Genomic DNA, 17,533 nt, shown 5'->3' with positions numbered 1-17,533 from the left:
GGTTCAGTCCGGCAGTTCCGGAGGCGACGCGGCAGCCGTCGTGTTCAGCAGGATGCCCGACCGGCGCTGCGCGAACATCGCCGTGAGCAGCGCCGCCGCCTGCTCCGCGGCGGCGGCGGGGGCGAGGCCGCCGGCGCGGACGTTGGAGATGCAGTTGCGCTCGCTGTCCACCCGGCCGGGCCGCGGTTCCCAAGTCAGGTAGAGGCCCAGCGAATCCGCGGCGCTCAGCCCCGGCCGCTCGCCGATCAGCACGACGGCGGCCCGTGCCTGGAGCAGGGCGCCGACTGGATCGCCCAGCGCCACCCGCGCCTGTTCGGCCACCACGATCGGCCCGACGCGGAGCCCGGCCGCGTGCAGCCGCGGAACCAGTGCGTCCAGCACAAGCAGGGCGTTGGTTTGCACCGCGGTTCCGCTCAGCCCGTCGCCAACCACCAGCACCACGTCGGGCGCGGTAATCGGCTCCGACAGGCAGCGTTGCGACTCCTCCGACAGCAGGCGGCCGAGGTCCGGGCGCGTCAGGTAGGTGGTCCGGTCCGGCGCCGCGCTGGCGACCGCCACGGCCGGCCAGCCGCGCTCGTTCAGAGCCGCCATCAAGGCCGCGACGTCCAGTGGCGTGTGCACCGCGTCGCGCGCCTGAGCGTGCGCCGCCTGGAAGGCGAGGTGCGCCGTCGTCGGCAGGCCGCTGCCGGCGTGGCCCAGCGCAATCCGCGCGTCGGTGAAGCGGCGTAGATGCTCCCAGCGGTCGGACCGGGCCGGGGAGGGGAAGCGCTCAGACTCGGTCATGACGGCTCCTGCGGCAGGGGCAAGGCGGGCGGAAGGGCGGTGGCGGCGGGGTCGAAGCGCAGCCTCCCCCCAGTGTCGGCGATGCCCGCGGCGCCCAGCCACGCCTCGAACTCTGGTGCTGGGCGGCGGCCGAGCACCTGGCGGACGTACAGCGCGTCGTGGAAGGAGGTGCTCTGGTAGTTCAGCATGATGTCGTCCGCCCCCGGCACGCCCATGATGAAGGTGCAGCCGGCCACGCCCAGCAGGGTCAGCAGCGTGTCCATGTCGTCCTGGTCGGCGTCGGCGTGGTTGGTGTAGCAGACGTCGCTGCCCATCGGCAGACCGAGCAGCTTGGCGCAGAAGTGATCCTCCAGCCCGGCGCGGATGATCTGCTTGCCGTCGAACAGGTATTCCGGCCCGATGAAGCCCACCACCGTGTTGACGAGCAGCGGGCGATAGCGGCGGGCCACCGCGTAGCAGCGCGCCTCGACCGTCTGCTGGTCCACCCCCTCATGCGCGCCGGACGACAGCTCGCTGCCCTGGCCGGTCTCGAAATACATCAGGTTGTCGCCAAGCGTGCCGCGCTTCAGCCCCCGGCCCGCCTCCCACGCCTCGTCCAGCACGGACAGGGAGACGCCGAAGGCGCGGTTGGCGGCCTCCGTCCCCGCGATGGACTGGAAGACGAGGTCGACCGGCGCCCCGCGCTCCATGGCCTTCAGCGCCGTGGTCACATGGGCCAGCACGCAGGACTGGATCGGCGCGCCGGTGCGCAGCCGCAACTCCTCCAACATCGCCAGCAGGGCGGTCATGGACTCCACGCTGTCGGTCGCCGGGTTGATGCCGATGACGGCGTCGCCGCTGCCGTACATCAGCCCGTCCAGGATGCTGGCCGCGATGCCGCGCGGGTCGTCCACGGGGTGGTTGGGCTGCAACCGGGTGGACAGCCGGCCCGGCAGTCCGATGGTGTTGCGGAAGCGCGTGACGACGCGGCATTTGGCGGCGACGGCGATCAGATCCTGCACGCGCATGATCTTGGACACCGCCGCCGCCATCTCCGGCGTCAGGCCGGGGGCGAGCGCCGTGAGGGCTGCTGCGTCCGCCTCTTCAGACAGAAGCCAGTCGCGAAAGCCGCCGACGGTCAGGTGGGCGATGCGGGCGAAGGCGGCGCCGTCGTGGCTGTCGACGATCAGCCGCGTCACCTCGTCGGTCTCGTAGGGGACCACAGCCTCGGTCAGGAAATGGCGCAGCGGCAGGTCGGCCAGCGCCATCTGCGCCGCCACCCGCTCCGCCGCACTTGCGGCGATCAGTCCGGCCAGGGCGTCCCCTGACCGTGGCGGCGACGCCCGCGCCAGCAGCGTCCTCAGGTCGGGGAAAACGTACCGTGTTCCGGCCAGCGTGTGGGCGAATGCCATGGCTCCCCTTCCCCCTCCGTCGATCGGCCGCCGGCAGACTCGCTGGGCCGGAGCCGTCGACAGAGAGGGTAGGGGTGTCCGTGCGTCCCGTCCAGCCCAGGGGAAAGCAGCGCCTACCGGAAGCGCCCGCCGCCGTCCATGTCGACCACGGTGCCCGACAGGTAGGCGACGCGCGGCGCGCTGAGCATGGCGACCAGCGCCGCGACCTCCGACGGTTCGGCGATCCGGCCGAAGGGGAGGTCGCCAAGCACCTCCGCCCAACGCTCCGCGTCGCCGAAGCGCGTCTCGGCCCGCTTGCGGTAGAGGGTCGTGGCGCGGTCCGTCCGCGTTGCCGACGGGTTGACGCCGAACACGCGCACGTTCCAGTCGACCGACCGCGCCCCCACCGCCTGGGTGAAGGCGATCAGCGCCGCGTTGCCGGTGGAGCCGCAGACATAGTCCCAGCGCGGCGCCATCCCGGCCATGCCGATCACGTTGACGATCGTGCCGCCGCCGCGCCCGCGCATGGCCTCCACGAACAGCTTCGTCATGTGGATGTAGCCGAAGACCTTCAGTTGCCAGGCGGCCTCCCAGGACGCCATGTCCATATCGAGGATGCTGCCGCCGGGAATGGCGCCGGCGTTGTTGACCAGCACGTCGATGGCGCCGACGCTGGCGACCAGCCGTTCCCGCGCCGCGCCGTCGGACAGGTCGGCGGGCAGCGCCTCGGCCGCCACGCCGTACCGCGCGCGGATGCCCTCGGCGGCGGTCTCCAGCGCCGCCGCGTCGCGTGCGACGAGGACCGGCACGGCGCCCTCCGCCGCGAAGGCCTCCGCGCAGGCGAGCCCGATCCCCTTGGATGCCCCGGTCACCAGGGCCCGTTTTCCGGCCAGTTCCAGATCCATTCGTCAGCCCTCAGCAGGTTCCGCCGCCGCGTACCAGTCCGCGATCGCGGGCCCGGTCGCGAAGGCGACATGGGGGGAGGCTTGCAGCAGGTCCAGCATGGCCTCCAGCTCGTGCGCGCGGTGCGGCACGCCGATCAGGTGCGGGTGCAGGCCGATGGCGAGCACGCGCGGGTTGGCCGCGCATTCCCGCTCGAACAGGCGCAGCGTGTGGGACAGGCGGCTCAGCATCTCGCCCGTCGCGTGCTTCTCGATGGCGTAGACGATGCTGTCGTTGATCTCCAAATTGTAGGGCATGGCGAGCAGCGGCCCATGCGCGGTGCGCATCCAGCTCGGCAGATCGTCCACCACCCAGTCGAACACATGGTCCACGCCCTGGTGGCGCAGCAGGTCGGGCGTCCGCTCCGTCTCGCGCAGGCCGGGGCTCAGCCAACCGCGCGGGCGCGTGCCGGTGAAGCGCGCGATGCGGTCCAGCGCCGCCTCGATCAGCGCCTCCTCCCCCTCGCCGGCGTGGTTGATGGCCTTCTGGTGCATGCCGTGGCCGATGAACTCCCAGCCGGCTTCCAGCATGGACTCCGCGGCCTGGGGGTAGGCGTCGATGACGCCCGCGTTGATGCTGGTGGAGGCGGGCAGGCCGCGGTCGCGGAACAGGCGCAGGATGCGCGGCAGCCCGGCGCGCATGCCGTAGTCGGCCCAGCTGAAGTTCGGCACGTCGGGCACCGTCTCCCGCCCGTGCGGGGGCGTGATGATGGTGCGGGGCATCGCCTCGTCGAAGCGCCAGTTCTCCACGTTGACGACGAGGTGGACGATGATCCGCCGGCCCTGGAAGTCGGGCAGCGGCGGGCGCGCGTCGGACAGGCGGTAGGGAATCCGGGGATTGCTCATGCGTGTTCCTTTTGCGCCGCGCGCATTTCGGCCATGATCTCCGCCTTGTGGCGGATGAAGGCCGGGTCGGTCAGCTGGTCGACGGAGCGGGGGCGCCGCAACTCCACGGCGATCTCGTGGGTGATCCGCCCCGGCCGGGCCGACATGATGCAGATCCGGTCGGCGAGCAGGATCGCCTCGTCGATGTCGTGCGTGACGAACAGCACGGTGGTGCCCAGCGACTGCCAGACGTCGAGCAGCAGCTGGTGCATGCTCATGCGCGTCTGGGCATCGAGCGCGCCGAAGGGCTCGTCCATCAGCAGCGCCTTCGGATCCATGACCAGCGCGCGGGCGATGCCCACCCGTTGGCGCATGCCGCCGGACAGCTGCGAGGGCAGGGCGTCGGCGAACCGCTCCAGCCCGACGAGGCGCAGAAGCTCGCGGATCTTCGGCTCATACTCGGCGCGGGCCTTGCGCTGGACGCTCGGCCCGAAGGCGATGTTCTGCGCGACCGTCAGCCAGGGCAGCAGGGCCGCCTCCTGGAAGACGACGGCGCGTTCCGGCCCGGGGCTGGAGACCGCGCCGCCGTTGAAGGACAGCGTCCCCGACGTCATGTCCTCGAACCCGGCGACGAGATTCAGCAGGGTCGATTTCCCGCAGCCGGACGGGCCGAGCAGGGCCACGAACTCGCCCTCGCCGATCTCCAGGTTGACGCGGTCCAGTGCGACGACCGGTTCCTTTCCGGGGTAGGTCTTGCCGACCTCGCGGAAGCGTATGGTTCCCATGATGCTCCCCGTCCTCAGCGCGTTGCGGTCTGGAGCCGGCGCCAGCGCAGGACCCAGTGTTCGACGGTGACGATCAGCCGGTCGCTCAGCAGGCCCATGGCCCCGATCGACAGCATGTCGGCGATGACCACGTCCATGCGGCCGACGTAGTAGGCGTCCCACAGCACGTAGCCGAGCCCCGACTTGACCGCGACCATCTCCGACACGATCACCGCCGTCCAGGCGATGCCGAGGCCGATGCGCAGGCCGGTGAAGATGGCGGGCAGGGCCGCCGGCAGCACCACGCGGCGCAGCACGTCGAAGCGGCTCGCCCCCATCATGCGGGCGGCGCGGATCCAGTTGCGGTCCACGTCGCGGGCGCCGTGCGTGGCGTTCACCACGATGGGGTAGAAGCCGCCCAGCGCGATCAGGAACACCGCCCCCATGTCCTGGATGCCGAACACCGCGATGGAGAAGGGCAGCCAGGCCGTGATCGGGATGGGGCGGAGCAGCTGGATGGTGGGGTCCACCGCCCCCGACACCGCCCGGCTCCAGCCGATCATGATGCCGGCCGGGATGCCGGCCACCATGGCCAGCAGGAAGCCCTGCGCGACCCGGCCGGCGGAGAACAGGACGTTGTCGAGCCAGGTGCCGCTGTAGGGGTTCAGCCCCATGCCCTTCGGCCCGAAGGCCCACATCACCCAGGCGTCCCAGACGCGGTCGGGGGTGGGCAGCACCCCGCCGGCCAGCGAGCCGTTCCTGCCGGCCAGCTGCCAGGCCGCGATGATGACGATCGGCAGCAGCACGGCGCGGAGCGCGGCGCGGGAGCGGCCCGCGGCAAACCCCGCGCTCCGGCCCATCACCTTCGCCGGGGCCGGACGCGGGGCCGCGGCCATCGTTCTTGCGGGCGCGTCGTTCATGTCCTCAGTCCTCCGCGGTTGCCGGAACCCTGGTTGCCGGAACGCTGGCCGGGCCCGTCGCTTTCGCGACGGGTGGCGCTGCGCCCGGTCACTGTGCCTGCGCCTGCTTGACGAACGAGGCGTCCCAGTACTTGTCGATCTCGCCCGAGACGTCCTTCGGAATGACGCCCAGCTCGTTGAACGCCTTGGCCTGCCGCTTGATCTGGTCGGGCGTGACGACGGAGCCCAGCTCGATGACCTTCGACGCTTCGCCGGCGAGCTTCGGGTCGAGGCCGGTCAGCGAGGCGTAGGCCTTGGCGAAGGCCTCCGGCGAGTCCGCCAGCGACTTCTGGACCTGAAGATAGGACCAGACGAAGCGTTCCATGGCTGGGCGCTTCTCCGCCATCGCCTTGCGGTTGGCGACCAGCATGCCGAGTTCGGAGCCGACCGACTTGGACTGGCTGTATTCCAGATTCTTCGCGAAGTAGCCGTAGCCCTCCATGACGGGGATGGACTCGAACGGCTCCCACGTCACGATGGCGTCCACCTCGCCGCGCTGCAGCGCCTGGTCGAAGTTGGCGCCGCCGCCCTGGATGTTCACGGCCTGGAAGCTGTTGTAAGGGATGCCCTTCTCGGTCAGCGTCGCCGCGAACTGGAACCACACGGCGGAGCCCGGCGCGATCGCGACCTTCTTGCCCTTCAGGTCGTTCCAGCTGTCGAGCGTCACTCCCTTGCGCCCGATCACGTATTTGGGGGAGCTGCCGACGCCCATGATGCCGACCATGTCCGTGGCCCCCTGGGCCAGCGAGATGGCGAGGTCGGCCGGACCCACCGTCGCCATGTCCAGCGACCCGGCCAGCAGCGCCGTCCGCGCGTCGGCGTAGCGGGCGAACTCGATCGTCTTCAGCTCAACGCCCAATGCCTTCAGCGTGTCGGCGATCATCACGACGGGGGCGAGATGGCCCACCTTCTGATAACCCACCGTCAGCTCCACGGGCTTCGGCAGCGGGGCGGGATCAGCCGCGCGGACCGTCGGCGAGAACGCAAGGCACCCGGCGATGAAGACGCCGACGGCGCTGAGACCCAAGTTTTTCCAACTCATCCCTTGTCTCCCTGTTCGTGTTTGGCCACCCCTGCCGGACGATTCTTGTCCTTATTCTCCCCTGAAGTCCGGTTCTCGTTTTTGCGCGAAGGCGGCACGCCCCTCCGCGTAATCCCTGCTGGCGAAGCAACGCGCGACGAGCGCGTCGACCCCCGCCACGTTCGGCGGGCCGTCCGTTCGCACCGCTTCCAGCATCGCCCGCTTGGCGGCACGCAGGGTCAGCGGGGCGTTGGCGGCGATACCACCCAGATAGGCCTCCACCGCACCGTCGAAGGACGCGGCGGGCTCGACCCGCTGGAGGATACCGAGGCTTGCTGCGTCGGCCGCCGACAGCACGCGGGCGCTGAACAGCAGGTCGGCCGCCGCCGTCGCCCCCACCCGTTGCACGATCAGTTGAACCAGCGGGAAAGCGTAGCCGAGCCCGAGCCGGGCGCCCGGCATGCGGAACCGCGCCGTGTCGTCGCCGAGCCGCAGATCGCAGCACAGCGCCAGCTCCAGCCCGCCGCCGTAGCAGACGCCGCGGACGGCCGCGACCGTGGGCACCGGCGCCTGGACCAGCGCGTCGGTTGCCGCGGACACCGCCTCCTCATAAGCGGCGGCCTGGGCCGCGTCGGCGCGGACGGTCGCGAATTCCGAGATGTCGGCGCCGGCGGAGAAGGCCCGCTCCCCCGCCCCGCGCAGCAACAGGACGCGGGCATCGGCCGCCTGCACCGCGCGGTCGACCAGACCGGGGATGGACCGCCACATGCCCAGCGTCATGGCGTTCAGCCGGCGCGGCTGGTCGAGCGTCAGACGGGCGATTCCGCCGGATATCTCCAGGCCCACACATCCTTCGGCGCGGTCCTGCATCACACGATTCCTTCCGCCTTCAGCGTCGCCACCTCGGCGGCCGACAGCCCGATCATGCCCAGGATGTCCGCCGTGTGCTCGCCAGCATCCGGCGCCGGGCGGTCGATGCGGGCCGGGGTGCGCGACAGGCCGATCGGCTGGCCGACTAGGCGCATGGCGCCGCGGGCCGGGTGATCGGTGGGGACCGCGATGCCCAGGTGCTCCACCTGCGGGTCGGCGAAGACCTCATCCACCCGGTAGATCGGGCCGGCCGGGACTCCCGCCGCCTCCAGAAGATCCAGCCACTCGGCGGTGCTGCGGGTGAGGAACAACGCCTCCAGCAGCGGCTTCAGCCGGGGGCGGTTGCGGAACCGGTCCTCCTGCGTGGCGAAGTCCGGGTCGCTGCCCAGGTCGTCGCGCCCGACGGCGCGGCAGAAGGCCTGCCACTGCCCGTCGCCGCCGACGCCGATGTTCAGGTGGCCGTCAGCGGTCGCCATCACGCCCATGGGGGTGGAGTAGGGATGGTCGTTGCCCGCTGGCTCCGGCACCACGCCGTCCACCAGATAGCGCGCCGCCTGGAAGTCCATCAGCGCGATCTGCGCCTCCAGAAGAGAGGTCTGCACCCACTGTCCCTGCCCCGACCGGTCCCGCTCCGCCAAGGCTACGAAAATCCCCAAGGCCGCGTACAGCCCCGCGGAGCTGTCGGCCACCGCGATACCCGCCCGGACCGGCCCCTGGCCGGGCAGCCCGGTGACGCTCATCAGCCCGCCCATGCCCTGGGCGATCTGGTCGAAGCCGGCGCGGTCGCGGTAGGGCCCAGACTGGCCGTAGCCGGAAATGGAGGCCAGGATGATTCGCGGATTGACGGCCCGCAGCGCCTCGTAGCTGATGCCGAGCCGGTCCTTCACGTCGGGCCGGAAATTCTCGACCACCACGTCGGCCTTGCGCACCAGTTCCAGGAACAGCTCCCGCCCGCGCGGGGTGCGGAGGTTCAGGGACAAGGAGCGCTTGTTGCGGTGGAGGTTCAGCATGTCGTAGCCGTGGCGCGGGCCGCTCATGCCCTCGTTCCGGTCGACCCCCGGCGGCGCTTCCACCTTGATCACGTCCGCCCCGAAGTCGGCGAGCACGCGGCAGCAGGTCGGGCCGGCGCGCACGCGCGTCAGGTCGAGGACGCGGATGTGCGAGAGGGCCTTGGACGGTTCGGGTCGGGTCATGTGCCACGCTCCACAAGGGGGCTGGAAAGAAGGGGGCTGGGAAGGTTGGTGAGTTCGGCCGGCCGGCGCCGGTGCCAGCCCGTGCGCGCCTGCATCGCCGCGGCGAGGTCCAGCAGGCCGGCATCCGTCCCCGGACGGCCGACGATCTGGAGGGCGACCGGCATGCCGCGGTCGTCCCCGCCGACCGGCACGGCCACGGCCGGCAGGCCGAGCGCGTTGACAAAGCGGGTGTAGGCGCTGAGCCGGTAGAGCGCCGCCGCGCGGAAGGCGGGCGACGCCGGGTCCGCCTCCGCCACCATCGGCGTGCGGATCGGCATGACCGGCAGAAGCAGGGCGTCAGCACTGCCGAACACGGTGTCCAGGAAGGAGGGCAGGGCGTCGGTGAGCACCGTCCGGGCCGCGGCCAATTGCTCCGGCCCGATGTCGTTGCCCTTGGCCAGCCGTCGGGCCAGCGTCGGATCGCCCGCGGCGAGGTCGAGGCCACGGTTCACGGCGGCGGCCTCCGCCTGGAGAACGAGGAAGAGCGGGGCGGACAGCGCGTCGATCGCCGCAAGACCCGCCCGTTTGTCAATGGAAGGCCCGCAGGCGGCGATGGCCTCGACCCCCTCGGCGCAGGCCGCGCGGACCGGCGCTTCAGCCTCGGCCAGCGCATCGGACAGCACGGCCAGCCGGGACGGGGCCGGGAACGGGGAACGCGACGGCGCGGCTGCGGTTCCCCGCAGCACGGGCTCGACCAGCCGGATGTCGCGGGCGCTGCGGGCCAGCAGGCCGACGCTGTCAAGGCTGGGGGCCAGCGGCATCGCGCCGGCAGTCGGGACGGCGCCGTGCGTGGGCTTCCAGGCGGTGACGCCGCAGGCCTGCGCCGGAATGCGCAGCGACCCCGCCGTGTCCGACCCCAGCGCCACGAAGACGGCGCCCGCCGCCACCGCGCGACGGCCGAACCGGAGGAGGATCCCCCCGTCACGAAATCCCGGTTCCAAGGGTTTCGCGCCGTCCCGACGCCCGAGGGCTCGTACGCCAGCGCGGTCATCGTCGTGAAGCCGATCAGCCGCGCCCCGGCGCCGTCCAGCCGCTCCAGAACCGCCGCCGTCCCGGCCGGCGCGGGGCGCAGGGCGTTGGGAAGGCCACAGCCGGGCGCCCGGTCGGACGTGTCGAACATGTCCTTGGCGGCGTAGGGCAGCCCGGCCAGGGGGCTGGGATTGTCCGACCCCTTATTATTCCGGAGGCCAACGGCTTGCAATTCCGAGAAAGCGCCGAAGCGGGCCTGCACCTCCGCAGCCCAGGCGACGCAGGCCTCGCCGGCCGCCGCGCGCCCCGCCGGGGGCAGGGCGCTCCAGTCCGTGAGGACCGGGGGATCATGAACGTCGGAGTCGTGACCGGTGCCGGACATGCTGCCCACCCGCATCGTTTCTGCGGATGATGATGCGGGTACGAACGGCCGCGCAGAATGACAATTGCGCTACAGCTGATTTCGCAAAATTCGAAATCAGGCCTTGGTCGGGGTCTGGACCTGTTCCCTCAGGAACTCCAGCAGGCGGCGGCTGGGCGCGTCCAACTCGTCTGGGGAGCGGATGCAGATCTCGAAGCTGCGCTCCGCCCACTCCTCGTCCAGGGGGACCAGCGCGACGCCCAGCGCGTCGGACAGGGGCTGCACGGCCCGCTTGGGCAGGATGCCGATACCCAGACCCAGGCTGATCATCTGGCACATCACCTCGAAGCTGCGGACCTGCACCCGCGCCTTGATGAAGCGCCCTTCGGCCCGCGCGCGCTGCGCCAGCAGGCCGTGCACGGCGGTGCCGCCTTCCAGCGCGACATGCTCCTCGTCCAGCAGTTCGGCGAAGCGCAGGCTCGGCCGCTCAGCCAGGCGGTGCCCGCGCGGCAGCGCCACCGCCAAATGGTCCTTGGCGTAGGGATAGCGGACCAGGCCCTCCGTCTCCTGCCCGCCGACGATGACGCCGATGTCCGCCTTCTTGTGGTAGAGGGCGTCCAGCGTGTCGGCGCTGGGCCGTTCCTCAAGCTCCAGCTTGATGCCTGGATTGCCGGCGGCGAAGCGCGACAGGTCGGCGGCCAGGCATTCGACCAGCGCGGAGGAGGACGCGTAGACGCGCACGTGGCCGCGCACGCCCGACCGGTATTCGGCCAGCGACGCCTCCAGCTGCGCGCCCAGATACACCATGTCGTGGGCGTAGCGCAGCACGAGCAGGCCGGCCGGCGTCGGTTCGATCCCGTGCGGGCGCCGGATCAGCAGCGGCGTGCCGGCCTCGTGCTCCAGCAGCCGGATGCGCCGGCTGGCGGCGGACACGGCGAGGTTCAGGGCCTCGCTGGCGCGGCTCAAACTTTTCAGCTCGCAGGCTTTCACGAACAGCCGAAGCGTCGCCAAATTGTGGTGAAGCATGGTCCCTGCAGCTCGTCCCGTCAGCCCAGCGCATACCCCAGAATGCCATCATGGGCGGGGCAGGGCGAGCGCGACGACCGGGGCGGAACCTGAGACTGCGCGGGGGTGTTGCAGGACCACACACGGAACAACAGAACCGAAGGTCGGGGGCCATGGAAACAGCGAACGTCAACGATCCCGCGAGCCTGGAGAAGGTTTATTCGAAAGCCGACTTCGAGGCGGATGCGCGGCTCAACGCGCAGGACAAAACGACGGTGCTGCACGGGCTGATGATCCTGTCCACTCCCGGCGGCGACGGCAGCTTTTCGATCATGCGCGCCAACCGGCAGGTCGGCGAGGTCGAGGGCACCACCCATTCCATCTTCGTCAGCCCCACGCTGAGCAGTGCGGAGTCCGACGCGTTCTTTCAAAACGATACCGACTATGGCGGCCCCGTCGAGCAGCGTGATGCACCCGACGAACGGACGGACCCCTACCGGTCTTTCCTGCGCGATGTCCTGGAGACGGCCCGCTCCGCCCGGTTTCCTCCGGCTGTGCCCGCCGAACGACTGAAAGGCTTCCGCGGCGGGTGAGGAGGGCGATCACGCGTCCCGCGGGCTGGCGAGGACATCCCTGACGACCGCTTGCAGCGTCGCGGGCGAAACCGGCTTTTGCAGCACCGGGCAGCCGGCGTCCTCGAAGGCCTGCATCGGCCGCGTGGACAGCTCGCCGGTGACGACGATGGCGGGGATGTGCCGCCGGAACAGACTGCGGATGCGGCCGACCGCGTCGGCGCCGGTGCGGCCGCCCGGCAGCCGCCAGTCGACGACCATCAGAGCCGGAATCACGCTTCCGGTGAGCTTCGTCGTCGCTTCTTCCTCCGACCCCGCCGCAACGACGTGAAAGCCCCAGTCGGCCATAAGCCATTCCAAGGCCATACGGATCAGAGGATCGTCATCGATGAGCAGGACCGTGATCATGATGGCTGCCCCGACCGCTGGATTGCGCGATTGGAGCAGCATGCGCAACAGGGCACCCGCGACGCAATCAGACCATTTGAGTACGAATTGACCACGGCGTTGGCAAGGCGCTTGCAATAAAAGGCCGCCACCGACGCACACTCGTCCTGTTGTCATCGTGAGGGCTCCGCCGGTTCCGGTCCGGGGCCGCACCACATGTTCATCATGCCACATGAGGGAGGTGAAGAATGCGTCCGCTTGAAGGAGTGCGCGTGCTTGATTTCAGCACACTGGTGCCGGGCCCGCTGGCGACCTTGCTGCTGGTCGACGCGGGCGCGGACGTGATCAAGGTCGAGCGTCCCGGCCGGGGTGACGAGATGCGCAGCTACGAGCCGAAGGCCGGCCCGGACAGCATCGGCTTCGCCCTTCTCAACCGCGGCAAGCGCAGCATCACCCTGGATCTCAAGGTGCCCGACGCCGTGGAGCGCCTCATGCCGCTGCTGCGCACCACCGACGTGCTGGTCGAGCAGTATCGGCCGGGCGTGATGGATCGGTTCGGGCTGGGGTACAAAGCGTTGGCGGCCATCAACCCGGGCCTGATCTACTGCTCAATCACGGGATACGGGCAAACGGGACCCAAGGCGAAGGCGGCTGGGCACGACCTCAACTTCGTTGCCGATTCCGGCATGCTTTCGCTCGCCGCGGGAGCCGACGGGGCACCGGTGCTGCCGGCCGTGCAGGTCGGGGACATCGGCGGCGGCGCCTACCCGGCGGTGGTGAACATTCTCCTCGCCCTCCTGGAGCGCAATCGCTCCGGAAAGGGGTGCCATCTCGACATCGCGATGGCGGAAAACCTTTTTGCCTTCCAGTATTGGGCCCTCGGCAGCGCGGTCGCCGAAGGGCAGGGACCCCGCCCCGGCGGCGAACTGCTGACGGGAGGGTCGCCGCGCTACCAGATCTACCGGACGGCCGACGGGCGTTTCATCGCCGCAGCCCCGCTCGAAGACAAGTTCTGGGAAACCTTCTGCACGATCATCGGCCTGCCGGAGGATCTGCGGGACGATGGCAGAGACCCGGCCGCCACGCTCCAGGCGGTGGCCGCGGCCATAGCCAGCCGCGACGCCGCCCATTGGCGCGCCGCGTTCGCCGGCAAGGACGTGTGCTGTTCCATCGTCAGCACCATGCAGGACGCCATGGCGGACGACCATTTCACGGCGCGCGGCCTGTTCGCGCGCGGCCTCGTCGTGGAGGACGGGCGAACCGTCCCGGCGGTTCCCACGCCCATAGCGGCCAGCCTGCGCGTGGACAAGGCCGATGCCGGGTATCCGGCGCTGGGCGAAGCGAACCATCTTCTTGACCCACCGTCCTGACCCATTGCCTTGACTGGAAAAACCCAGACGAGCCAGGATGGCCGCCGGGTTGACAGACAGGAACGATCGTGACGACGACATCGGCCCACGGGGCGGCCAACGGGGCATCGGCCAACGGATTGACGCCCGACGCCATCACGGGGGTGTTGCAGGACTCCATCGAGCCCCTGTCGTACGAGCAGTACCTGCTTCCGACCGCGTCCGATGACGCCCCCTATCACTTCACCGTCGGCCGCGACGACCGCGGCCGGCTCGTCCGCTTCACGGCGGATGGCGATGGCTTCTGTCAAGGGCTCGACACGGCGTGGCGCACGGGGGATGGAAGCTGGTTCGGGCGGTGGCGCCAGGCAACGGCGCCGCGCGGAACCTTCGCCACGACGGTCGGACCACTCACCCCACGCGACGTCCGGCGGATCGAGGCCGAGATCCGTCGCTTGCGCAGCCGGGAAACCGAAGCCGCCTCATGTTGATGTGACCGCACCTGTCGCGGCATCGTGGTGCCTGAAGTCTATCCGGCCGGGCTGGAAAGGGAATGGCGAGGAACCCTCGCCCAACCAAGCTGTTAATAGCCCAACTGGCAACCACGTAGAGAGATCAGATCATGAAGCGTCTGCGTCTGATCGCGACCGCGCTTTTCGTCGTTACGACGTTGGCCGCTTGCAACACTGGTACGGTCCTTGGCGGAGCCGGTGGAGCAGCCGGCGGTTATGCGCTTGGCGGCAAACGGGGCGCCGTGATTGGCGGCCTTGGCGGAGCGGCTGTCGGCACCGCGCTCGACCACTGATCGGGGAGCCCTGAAAGAACCGCGGAAGGATGATGCCTTCCGCGGTTCTTTTTGTGATGCACATTTTCCATAACAAACCTTATGGGAGTTATGGGCAGGGCCAGATGGGCTCTATCCTGAAGTGCAACTCTTGGATCAGTCTAAGGGCTTACCGGCTCCAGGGGTCGGAACCGCCTCCCGCCCTGCCCTGCCCACCGCGCCATCGTCGCCGGGGGGCGCCAGTTCCTTCAGCGTGACCTTGAGCTGGAAGTTCCGGGTGCTGTCCACATCGCCCGCCACGTTGTGCACGAGGTCGCGTCCCCGGTCGGAGTGGTCGTCTGAAGCAACAATGAAAACAAAATTAGACAGGGATTTAGACACAGATTGCACGGATCAAGCCGCGTTCGAGGAGCCACGCATCGCTACGGATGCGCTCTGAACCGGGCGAGTCCGTGAAATCCGGTTTGATCCGTGTCATCCGCGTCGATTTTTGCCCGCTGTTCCCGCGCGTCGCGCTCAACCGATCGCAACGGCGTCTGTGCGCCGATGGCGCAATTCGGTGTGGGAGGAACGATCTTTTCGCCCCGCACCCCGTCCTTCCGACGCCTTTACGGCCAAGCGGGACCGTAACATAGTTTCCCTAGCCACTCTTACGTGGACATGTTCGTTCGACTGCGGCGCCACGCGAAGCTCCTCACTTGAAGAAGCTCCTCACTTGAAAGTGGGTGACCATGGATGCGACACACGGTCCGGTCCCGCGCCGGAGGGTGCTCCAGTTGGGCGGCGGTCTGGCGCTGCTCTGCCTCCCGCTTCCGGCACTCGGGCAGACGCCGCCCGCCGCGCCAAGCGAGACGGCACCAAGCGAGACAGCAGACGGGTGGCCGCACCAAGTCACTGCCGAGGGGGCCAGCGCCACCGTCTATCAGCCGCAGGTCATCTCCTGGCCCGGCCAGACCACGTTGAACGCCCGCGCCGCGGTGGCGATCACCCGCCCAAGCGGCGGGGAGCCGGTGCTCGGCACCCTGGAATTCACCGCACAGACCAGCACGGACCTTGCGACGCGGACAGTGACCCTGACGGATCCGCGCCTCGTCGCTTCCCACTTCCCGTCGCTCGACACCGCTCAAGCGGCGCAGCTCGACGCCCACATCCGCACGGTGCTGCCACAGGTCGCGCGCCACAGCGTGCCCCTCGACACCGTCCTCCTGAGCCTGCGGGACCAGACCAAGGCGCCCGACGAGGCCCCGGCGGTGAACAACGACCCGCCGGTGATCGTCTACAGCGCCCGCCCGGCCAGTCTGGTCGTGTTCGACGGGGAGCCGGTGCTGGCGCCCATTCCAAAATCCCCCCTCTCGCTCGCAGTCAACACCAACTGGGACGTGTTCGTCGATCCCGCCGGCGGCGGCGCCTGGTTCCTGCTGAACAACGACAGCTGGTTCACCGCGCCTAAGGCCACCGGCCCGTGGCATCCGACGGGGTCCCTGCCGCAGGCGCTGCGCTCCCTTCCGGACGAGCCGAACCTGGCCGAGGCCCGCAAAGCCATCCCCGGCCGTCCCCTCGCCCCGGACGCCGCACCGACCATCGTCGTCAGCTTGAAGCCGGCGGAGATCATCGTCACCGACGGTCCGCCCGCCTACACCGCCATTCCGGGAACCCGGATCCAGGTCGTCAGCAACAGCAACAGCTCCCTGTTCCGGCAGGAGGACACGAAGCAATTCTACTATCTGGTCTCCGGCCGCTGGTTCAGCGCCGCGTCGCTGGAAGGCCCATGGAGCTTCGCCACCCCCAACCTGCCGCCCGATTTCGCCCAGATCCCGCCGGACGGCCCGGCCGGGCATGTGCTGTCCTCGGTGCCCGGCACGGCGCAGGCGCAGGAGGCGGTGTTGCAGGCGCAGATTCCGCAGCAGGCGACGCTGCGCCGCGACGCGGCGACGCTTCAGGTCACCTATGTCGGCAAGCCGGAGTTCAAGCCGATCCCGGGGACCAACATCACCTACGCGGTCAACACCAGCTTCGAGGTGCTGGACGTCGGCGGCAAATACTACTGCTGCCACCAGGGCGCATGGTTCGTCGCCCCGGCGCCGACCGGCCCCTGGGCGCTGGCCGACAGCGTGCCGTCGGAGATCCACCGCATCCCGCCGAGCCACCCGCTGCACAACGTCACCTACGTGAACGTCTACTCCACGACGCCGGAGGCGGTGACCTTCGGCTTCACCGCCGGCTATCTCAGCGCGCAGATCAGCTCCGGCGTGCTGGTCTACGGCACCGGCTACTGGTACCCGCCGGTGGTGCTGCCGGGGCCAATGCCGGTCTACCTGCCCTACCCCTACACCTACGCCGGCAACGTCACCTACAACGCCGCGACCGGCGCCTGGGCGCGCGGTGGCGCGGTGTACGGCCCCTACGGCGGTGTCGCGCAGGGCGGCACGGCCTACAATCCCGCGACGGGGGCTTGGGCGCAGGGCGGTGCCGTCTACGGCCCCTACGGCGGCGCCGGGGCTTGGTCGGCCTACAACCCGCAGACAGGCGGCTACGCGCACGGCAGCGGCGCCTGGAATTCCGGCACCGGCTGGGCGAACGCCAGCTTCGCCAACCCGACCACCGGCCGGTCCGGGAGCACGAACCAGAACTGGAACCCGTACAGCCGTTGGGGATCGAGCACGGTCAGCGGCCCGAACCAGACCGTGAACACGGAAAGCGGCAGCAACGCGCGGGGCTCGGCCGGCGCCTTCAGCTCCTCCACCGGGGCGGAGGGGGTGGGTGCGCGCGGCGCTGCCGGAAACCAGGGCGGTGCTGTGAAGACGCAGAGCGGCAACGTCTACGCCGGCGCCGACGGCAACGTGTACCGACGCACCGACGACGGCTGGTCGAAGTGGAACGACAACTCCTGGCAACCGGTGCAGACGCCGTCGCACGAGACCCGCGGTAGCGCGGGCTCAACCGCTGGAGCCGGCACGGGAACGGGCGCCAGCGCGCCCCAGCCCGCGGCCCGCACCGCCGCCCAGCCATCGCCTTCCGGGACTGGCAGCGGTGGGGGCGGCTTCGGCGAGCGTTTCGGCCAAGGCGGCCAGGGCAGCACGGCCGGCCGCTTCGGCCAGGGCGGCACCGGGGAGGGGTTCGGCCAGCGGTTCGGGGGCCAAGGCCAGGGTCTCGGCCAGCTTGAACAGGACCATCAGGCCCGCCAGTTCGGCGAGATGCGCCAGCGCGCCATGGCCGGCGGCGGTATGGGCGGTGGCATGGGCGGTGGCGGCTTCGGCGAGCGCTTTGGCGGCGGCGGAATGGGAGGAGGCTTCGGCGGCTTCCACCGGCGCTGACGGGAGTCCCCCCTCGCCCGCCTCCGG

General features: G+C 70.1%; 18 protein-coding genes and 1 pseudogene. 5 read left to right on the top strand and 14 right to left on the bottom strand.

What is annotated here, in order from left to right:
* Positions 1–3 precede the first annotated feature (3 nt).
* From eutC to M2351_RS28685, 12 genes and pseudogenes are all read right to left on the bottom strand, one after another.
* Positions 4–783, bottom strand: a complete 780-nt coding sequence (gene eutC, locus M2351_RS28735; protein WP_264659455.1) for an ethanolamine ammonia-lyase subunit EutC — start codon at positions 781–783, stop codon at positions 4–6.
* Positions 780–2,174: an ethanolamine ammonia-lyase subunit EutB gene (locus M2351_RS28730; RefSeq protein WP_264659454.1), complete on the bottom strand. Its 1,395-nt coding sequence runs from the start codon at positions 2,172–2,174 to the stop codon at positions 780–782. Before M2351_RS28730 ends, eutC begins: the two co-directional genes overlap by 4 nt.
* A gap of 113 nt (positions 2,175–2,287) precedes the next feature.
* Positions 2,288–3,058: a short-chain dehydrogenase/reductase gene (locus M2351_RS28725; protein ID WP_264659453.1), complete on the bottom strand. Its 771-nt coding sequence runs from the start codon at positions 3,056–3,058 to the stop codon at positions 2,288–2,290.
* A gap of 3 nt (positions 3,059–3,061) precedes the next feature.
* A complete protein-coding gene (locus tag M2351_RS28720) occupies positions 3,062–3,940 on the bottom strand; it encodes a polysaccharide deacetylase family protein (RefSeq protein WP_264659452.1) in 879 nt (292 codons plus the stop codon).
* A complete protein-coding gene (locus M2351_RS28715) occupies positions 3,937–4,704 on the bottom strand; it encodes an ABC transporter ATP-binding protein (RefSeq protein WP_264659451.1) in 768 nt (255 codons plus the stop codon). The genes M2351_RS28720 and M2351_RS28715 overlap by 4 nt, the downstream gene beginning before the upstream one ends.
* A 14-nt stretch (positions 4,705–4,718) precedes the next feature.
* Positions 4,719–5,603, bottom strand: coding sequence for an ABC transporter permease (locus M2351_RS28710; protein ID WP_264659450.1), 885 nt, complete (start codon positions 5,601–5,603; stop codon positions 4,719–4,721).
* An 88-nt stretch (positions 5,604–5,691) separates the two neighbouring features.
* Entirely contained in the window at positions 5,692–6,684 is a 993-nt protein-coding gene (locus M2351_RS28705; RefSeq protein ID WP_264659449.1) for an ABC transporter substrate-binding protein, read from the bottom strand.
* A 51-nt stretch (positions 6,685–6,735) separates the two neighbouring features.
* Complete coding sequence (locus M2351_RS28700; protein WP_264659448.1) at positions 6,736–7,533, bottom strand: enoyl-CoA hydratase; 798 nt, start codon at positions 7,531–7,533, stop codon at positions 6,736–6,738.
* Complete coding sequence (locus M2351_RS28695; RefSeq protein WP_264659447.1) at positions 7,533–8,726, bottom strand: CaiB/BaiF CoA transferase family protein; 1,194 nt, start codon at positions 8,724–8,726, stop codon at positions 7,533–7,535. Before M2351_RS28695 ends, M2351_RS28700 begins: the two co-directional genes overlap by 1 nt.
* Positions 8,723–9,652 carry an amidase family protein gene (locus tag M2351_RS28690; RefSeq protein WP_264659446.1) on the bottom strand — a complete coding sequence of 310 codons (930 nt, stop codon included), beginning with the start codon at positions 9,650–9,652 and terminating at the stop codon, positions 8,723–8,725. The genes M2351_RS28695 and M2351_RS28690 overlap by 4 nt, the downstream gene beginning before the upstream one ends.
* Before the next feature lie 65 nt (positions 9,653–9,717).
* Positions 9,718–9,885, bottom strand: a pseudogene (locus M2351_RS45305) (amidase); the annotation flags it as partial.
* Between the two features lie 327 nt (positions 9,886–10,212).
* Complete coding sequence (locus tag M2351_RS28685) at positions 10,213–11,121, bottom strand: LysR family transcriptional regulator (RefSeq protein ID WP_264659445.1); 909 nt, start codon at positions 11,119–11,121, stop codon at positions 10,213–10,215.
* Positions 11,122–11,273: 152 nt separating this feature from the next.
* Between M2351_RS28685 and M2351_RS28680 the strand changes: the two genes are divergently transcribed.
* Complete coding sequence (locus M2351_RS28680; RefSeq protein ID WP_264659444.1) at positions 11,274–11,693, top strand: hypothetical protein; 420 nt, start codon at positions 11,274–11,276, stop codon at positions 11,691–11,693.
* A gap of 9 nt (positions 11,694–11,702) precedes the next feature.
* Here M2351_RS28680 and M2351_RS28675 read toward each other — a convergent pair whose 3' ends face one another.
* On the bottom strand, positions 11,703–12,080 hold the full coding sequence (locus M2351_RS28675; RefSeq protein ID WP_264659443.1) for a response regulator: 378 nt from the start codon (positions 12,078–12,080) through the stop codon (positions 11,703–11,705).
* 227 nt (positions 12,081–12,307) lie between these two features.
* Here M2351_RS28675 and M2351_RS28670 point away from each other — a divergent pair, with 227 nt between their 5' ends.
* From M2351_RS28670 to M2351_RS28660, 3 genes are all read left to right on the top strand, one after another.
* Complete coding sequence (locus M2351_RS28670; protein ID WP_264659442.1) at positions 12,308–13,429, top strand: CaiB/BaiF CoA transferase family protein; 1,122 nt, start codon at positions 12,308–12,310, stop codon at positions 13,427–13,429.
* A gap of 68 nt (positions 13,430–13,497) precedes the next feature.
* Positions 13,498–13,899, top strand: a complete 402-nt coding sequence (locus M2351_RS28665; RefSeq protein WP_264659441.1) for a hypothetical protein — start codon at positions 13,498–13,500, stop codon at positions 13,897–13,899.
* Positions 13,900–14,030: 131 nt separating this feature from the next.
* Positions 14,031–14,213 carry a hypothetical protein gene (locus tag M2351_RS28660; RefSeq protein ID WP_264659440.1) on the top strand — a complete coding sequence of 61 codons (183 nt, stop codon included), beginning with the start codon at positions 14,031–14,033 and terminating at the stop codon, positions 14,211–14,213.
* 135 nt (positions 14,214–14,348) lie between these two features.
* Here the strand turns inward: M2351_RS28660 and M2351_RS28655 are convergent, their stop codons facing one another.
* A complete protein-coding gene (locus M2351_RS28655; RefSeq protein ID WP_264659439.1) occupies positions 14,349–14,501 on the bottom strand; it encodes a hypothetical protein in 153 nt (50 codons plus the stop codon).
* Positions 14,502–14,923: 422 nt separating this feature from the next.
* Here M2351_RS28655 and M2351_RS28650 point away from each other — a divergent pair, with 422 nt between their 5' ends.
* A complete protein-coding gene (locus M2351_RS28650) occupies positions 14,924–17,506 on the top strand; it encodes a hypothetical protein (protein WP_264659438.1) in 2,583 nt (860 codons plus the stop codon).
* Positions 17,507–17,533 lie beyond the last annotated feature (27 nt).

This window comes from Azospirillum canadense, assembly GCF_025961225.1.
Taxonomy (GTDB): Bacteria; Pseudomonadota; Alphaproteobacteria; order Azospirillales; family Azospirillaceae; genus Azospirillum; species Azospirillum canadense.
The sequence above is the reverse complement of the archived record's forward strand: the minus strand, read 5'-3'. Positions and strand labels throughout refer to the sequence as shown.

Bases quoted from the DNA above. Each gene is read 5' to 3' on its own strand.
- M2351_RS28700 (WP_264659448.1), bottom strand. From the start codon at position 7,533: ATGCAGGACCGCGCCGAAGGATGTGTGGGCCTGGAGATATCCGGCGGA.
- M2351_RS28680 (WP_264659444.1), top strand. From the start codon at position 11,274: ATGGAAACAGCGAACGTCAACGATCCCGCGAGCCTGGAGAAGGTTTAT.
- M2351_RS28725 (WP_264659453.1), bottom strand. From the start codon at position 3,058: ATGGATCTGGAACTGGCCGGAAAACGGGCCCTGGTGACCGGGGCATCC.
- M2351_RS28710 (WP_264659450.1), bottom strand. From the start codon at position 5,603: ATGAACGACGCGCCCGCAAGAACGATGGCCGCGGCCCCGCGTCCGGCC.
- M2351_RS28720 (WP_264659452.1), bottom strand. From the start codon at position 3,940: ATGAGCAATCCCCGGATTCCCTACCGCCTGTCCGACGCGCGCCCGCCG.
- eutC (WP_264659455.1), bottom strand. From the start codon at position 783: ATGACCGAGTCTGAGCGCTTCCCCTCCCCGGCCCGGTCCGACCGCTGG.
- M2351_RS28705 (WP_264659449.1), bottom strand. From the start codon at position 6,684: ATGAGTTGGAAAAACTTGGGTCTCAGCGCCGTCGGCGTCTTCATCGCC.
- M2351_RS28660 (WP_264659440.1), top strand. From the start codon at position 14,031: ATGAAGCGTCTGCGTCTGATCGCGACCGCGCTTTTCGTCGTTACGACG.
- M2351_RS28695 (WP_264659447.1), bottom strand. From the start codon at position 8,726: ATGACCCGACCCGAACCGTCCAAGGCCCTCTCGCACATCCGCGTCCTC.
- M2351_RS28650 (WP_264659438.1), top strand. From the start codon at position 14,924: ATGGATGCGACACACGGTCCGGTCCCGCGCCGGAGGGTGCTCCAGTTG.
- M2351_RS28685 (WP_264659445.1), bottom strand. From the start codon at position 11,121: ATGCTTCACCACAATTTGGCGACGCTTCGGCTGTTCGTGAAAGCCTGC.
- M2351_RS28670 (WP_264659442.1), top strand. From the start codon at position 12,308: ATGCGTCCGCTTGAAGGAGTGCGCGTGCTTGATTTCAGCACACTGGTG.
- M2351_RS28675 (WP_264659443.1), bottom strand. From the start codon at position 12,080: ATGATCACGGTCCTGCTCATCGATGACGATCCTCTGATCCGTATGGCC.
- M2351_RS28730 (WP_264659454.1), bottom strand. From the start codon at position 2,174: ATGGCATTCGCCCACACGCTGGCCGGAACACGGTACGTTTTCCCCGAC.
- M2351_RS28715 (WP_264659451.1), bottom strand. From the start codon at position 4,704: ATGGGAACCATACGCTTCCGCGAGGTCGGCAAGACCTACCCCGGAAAG.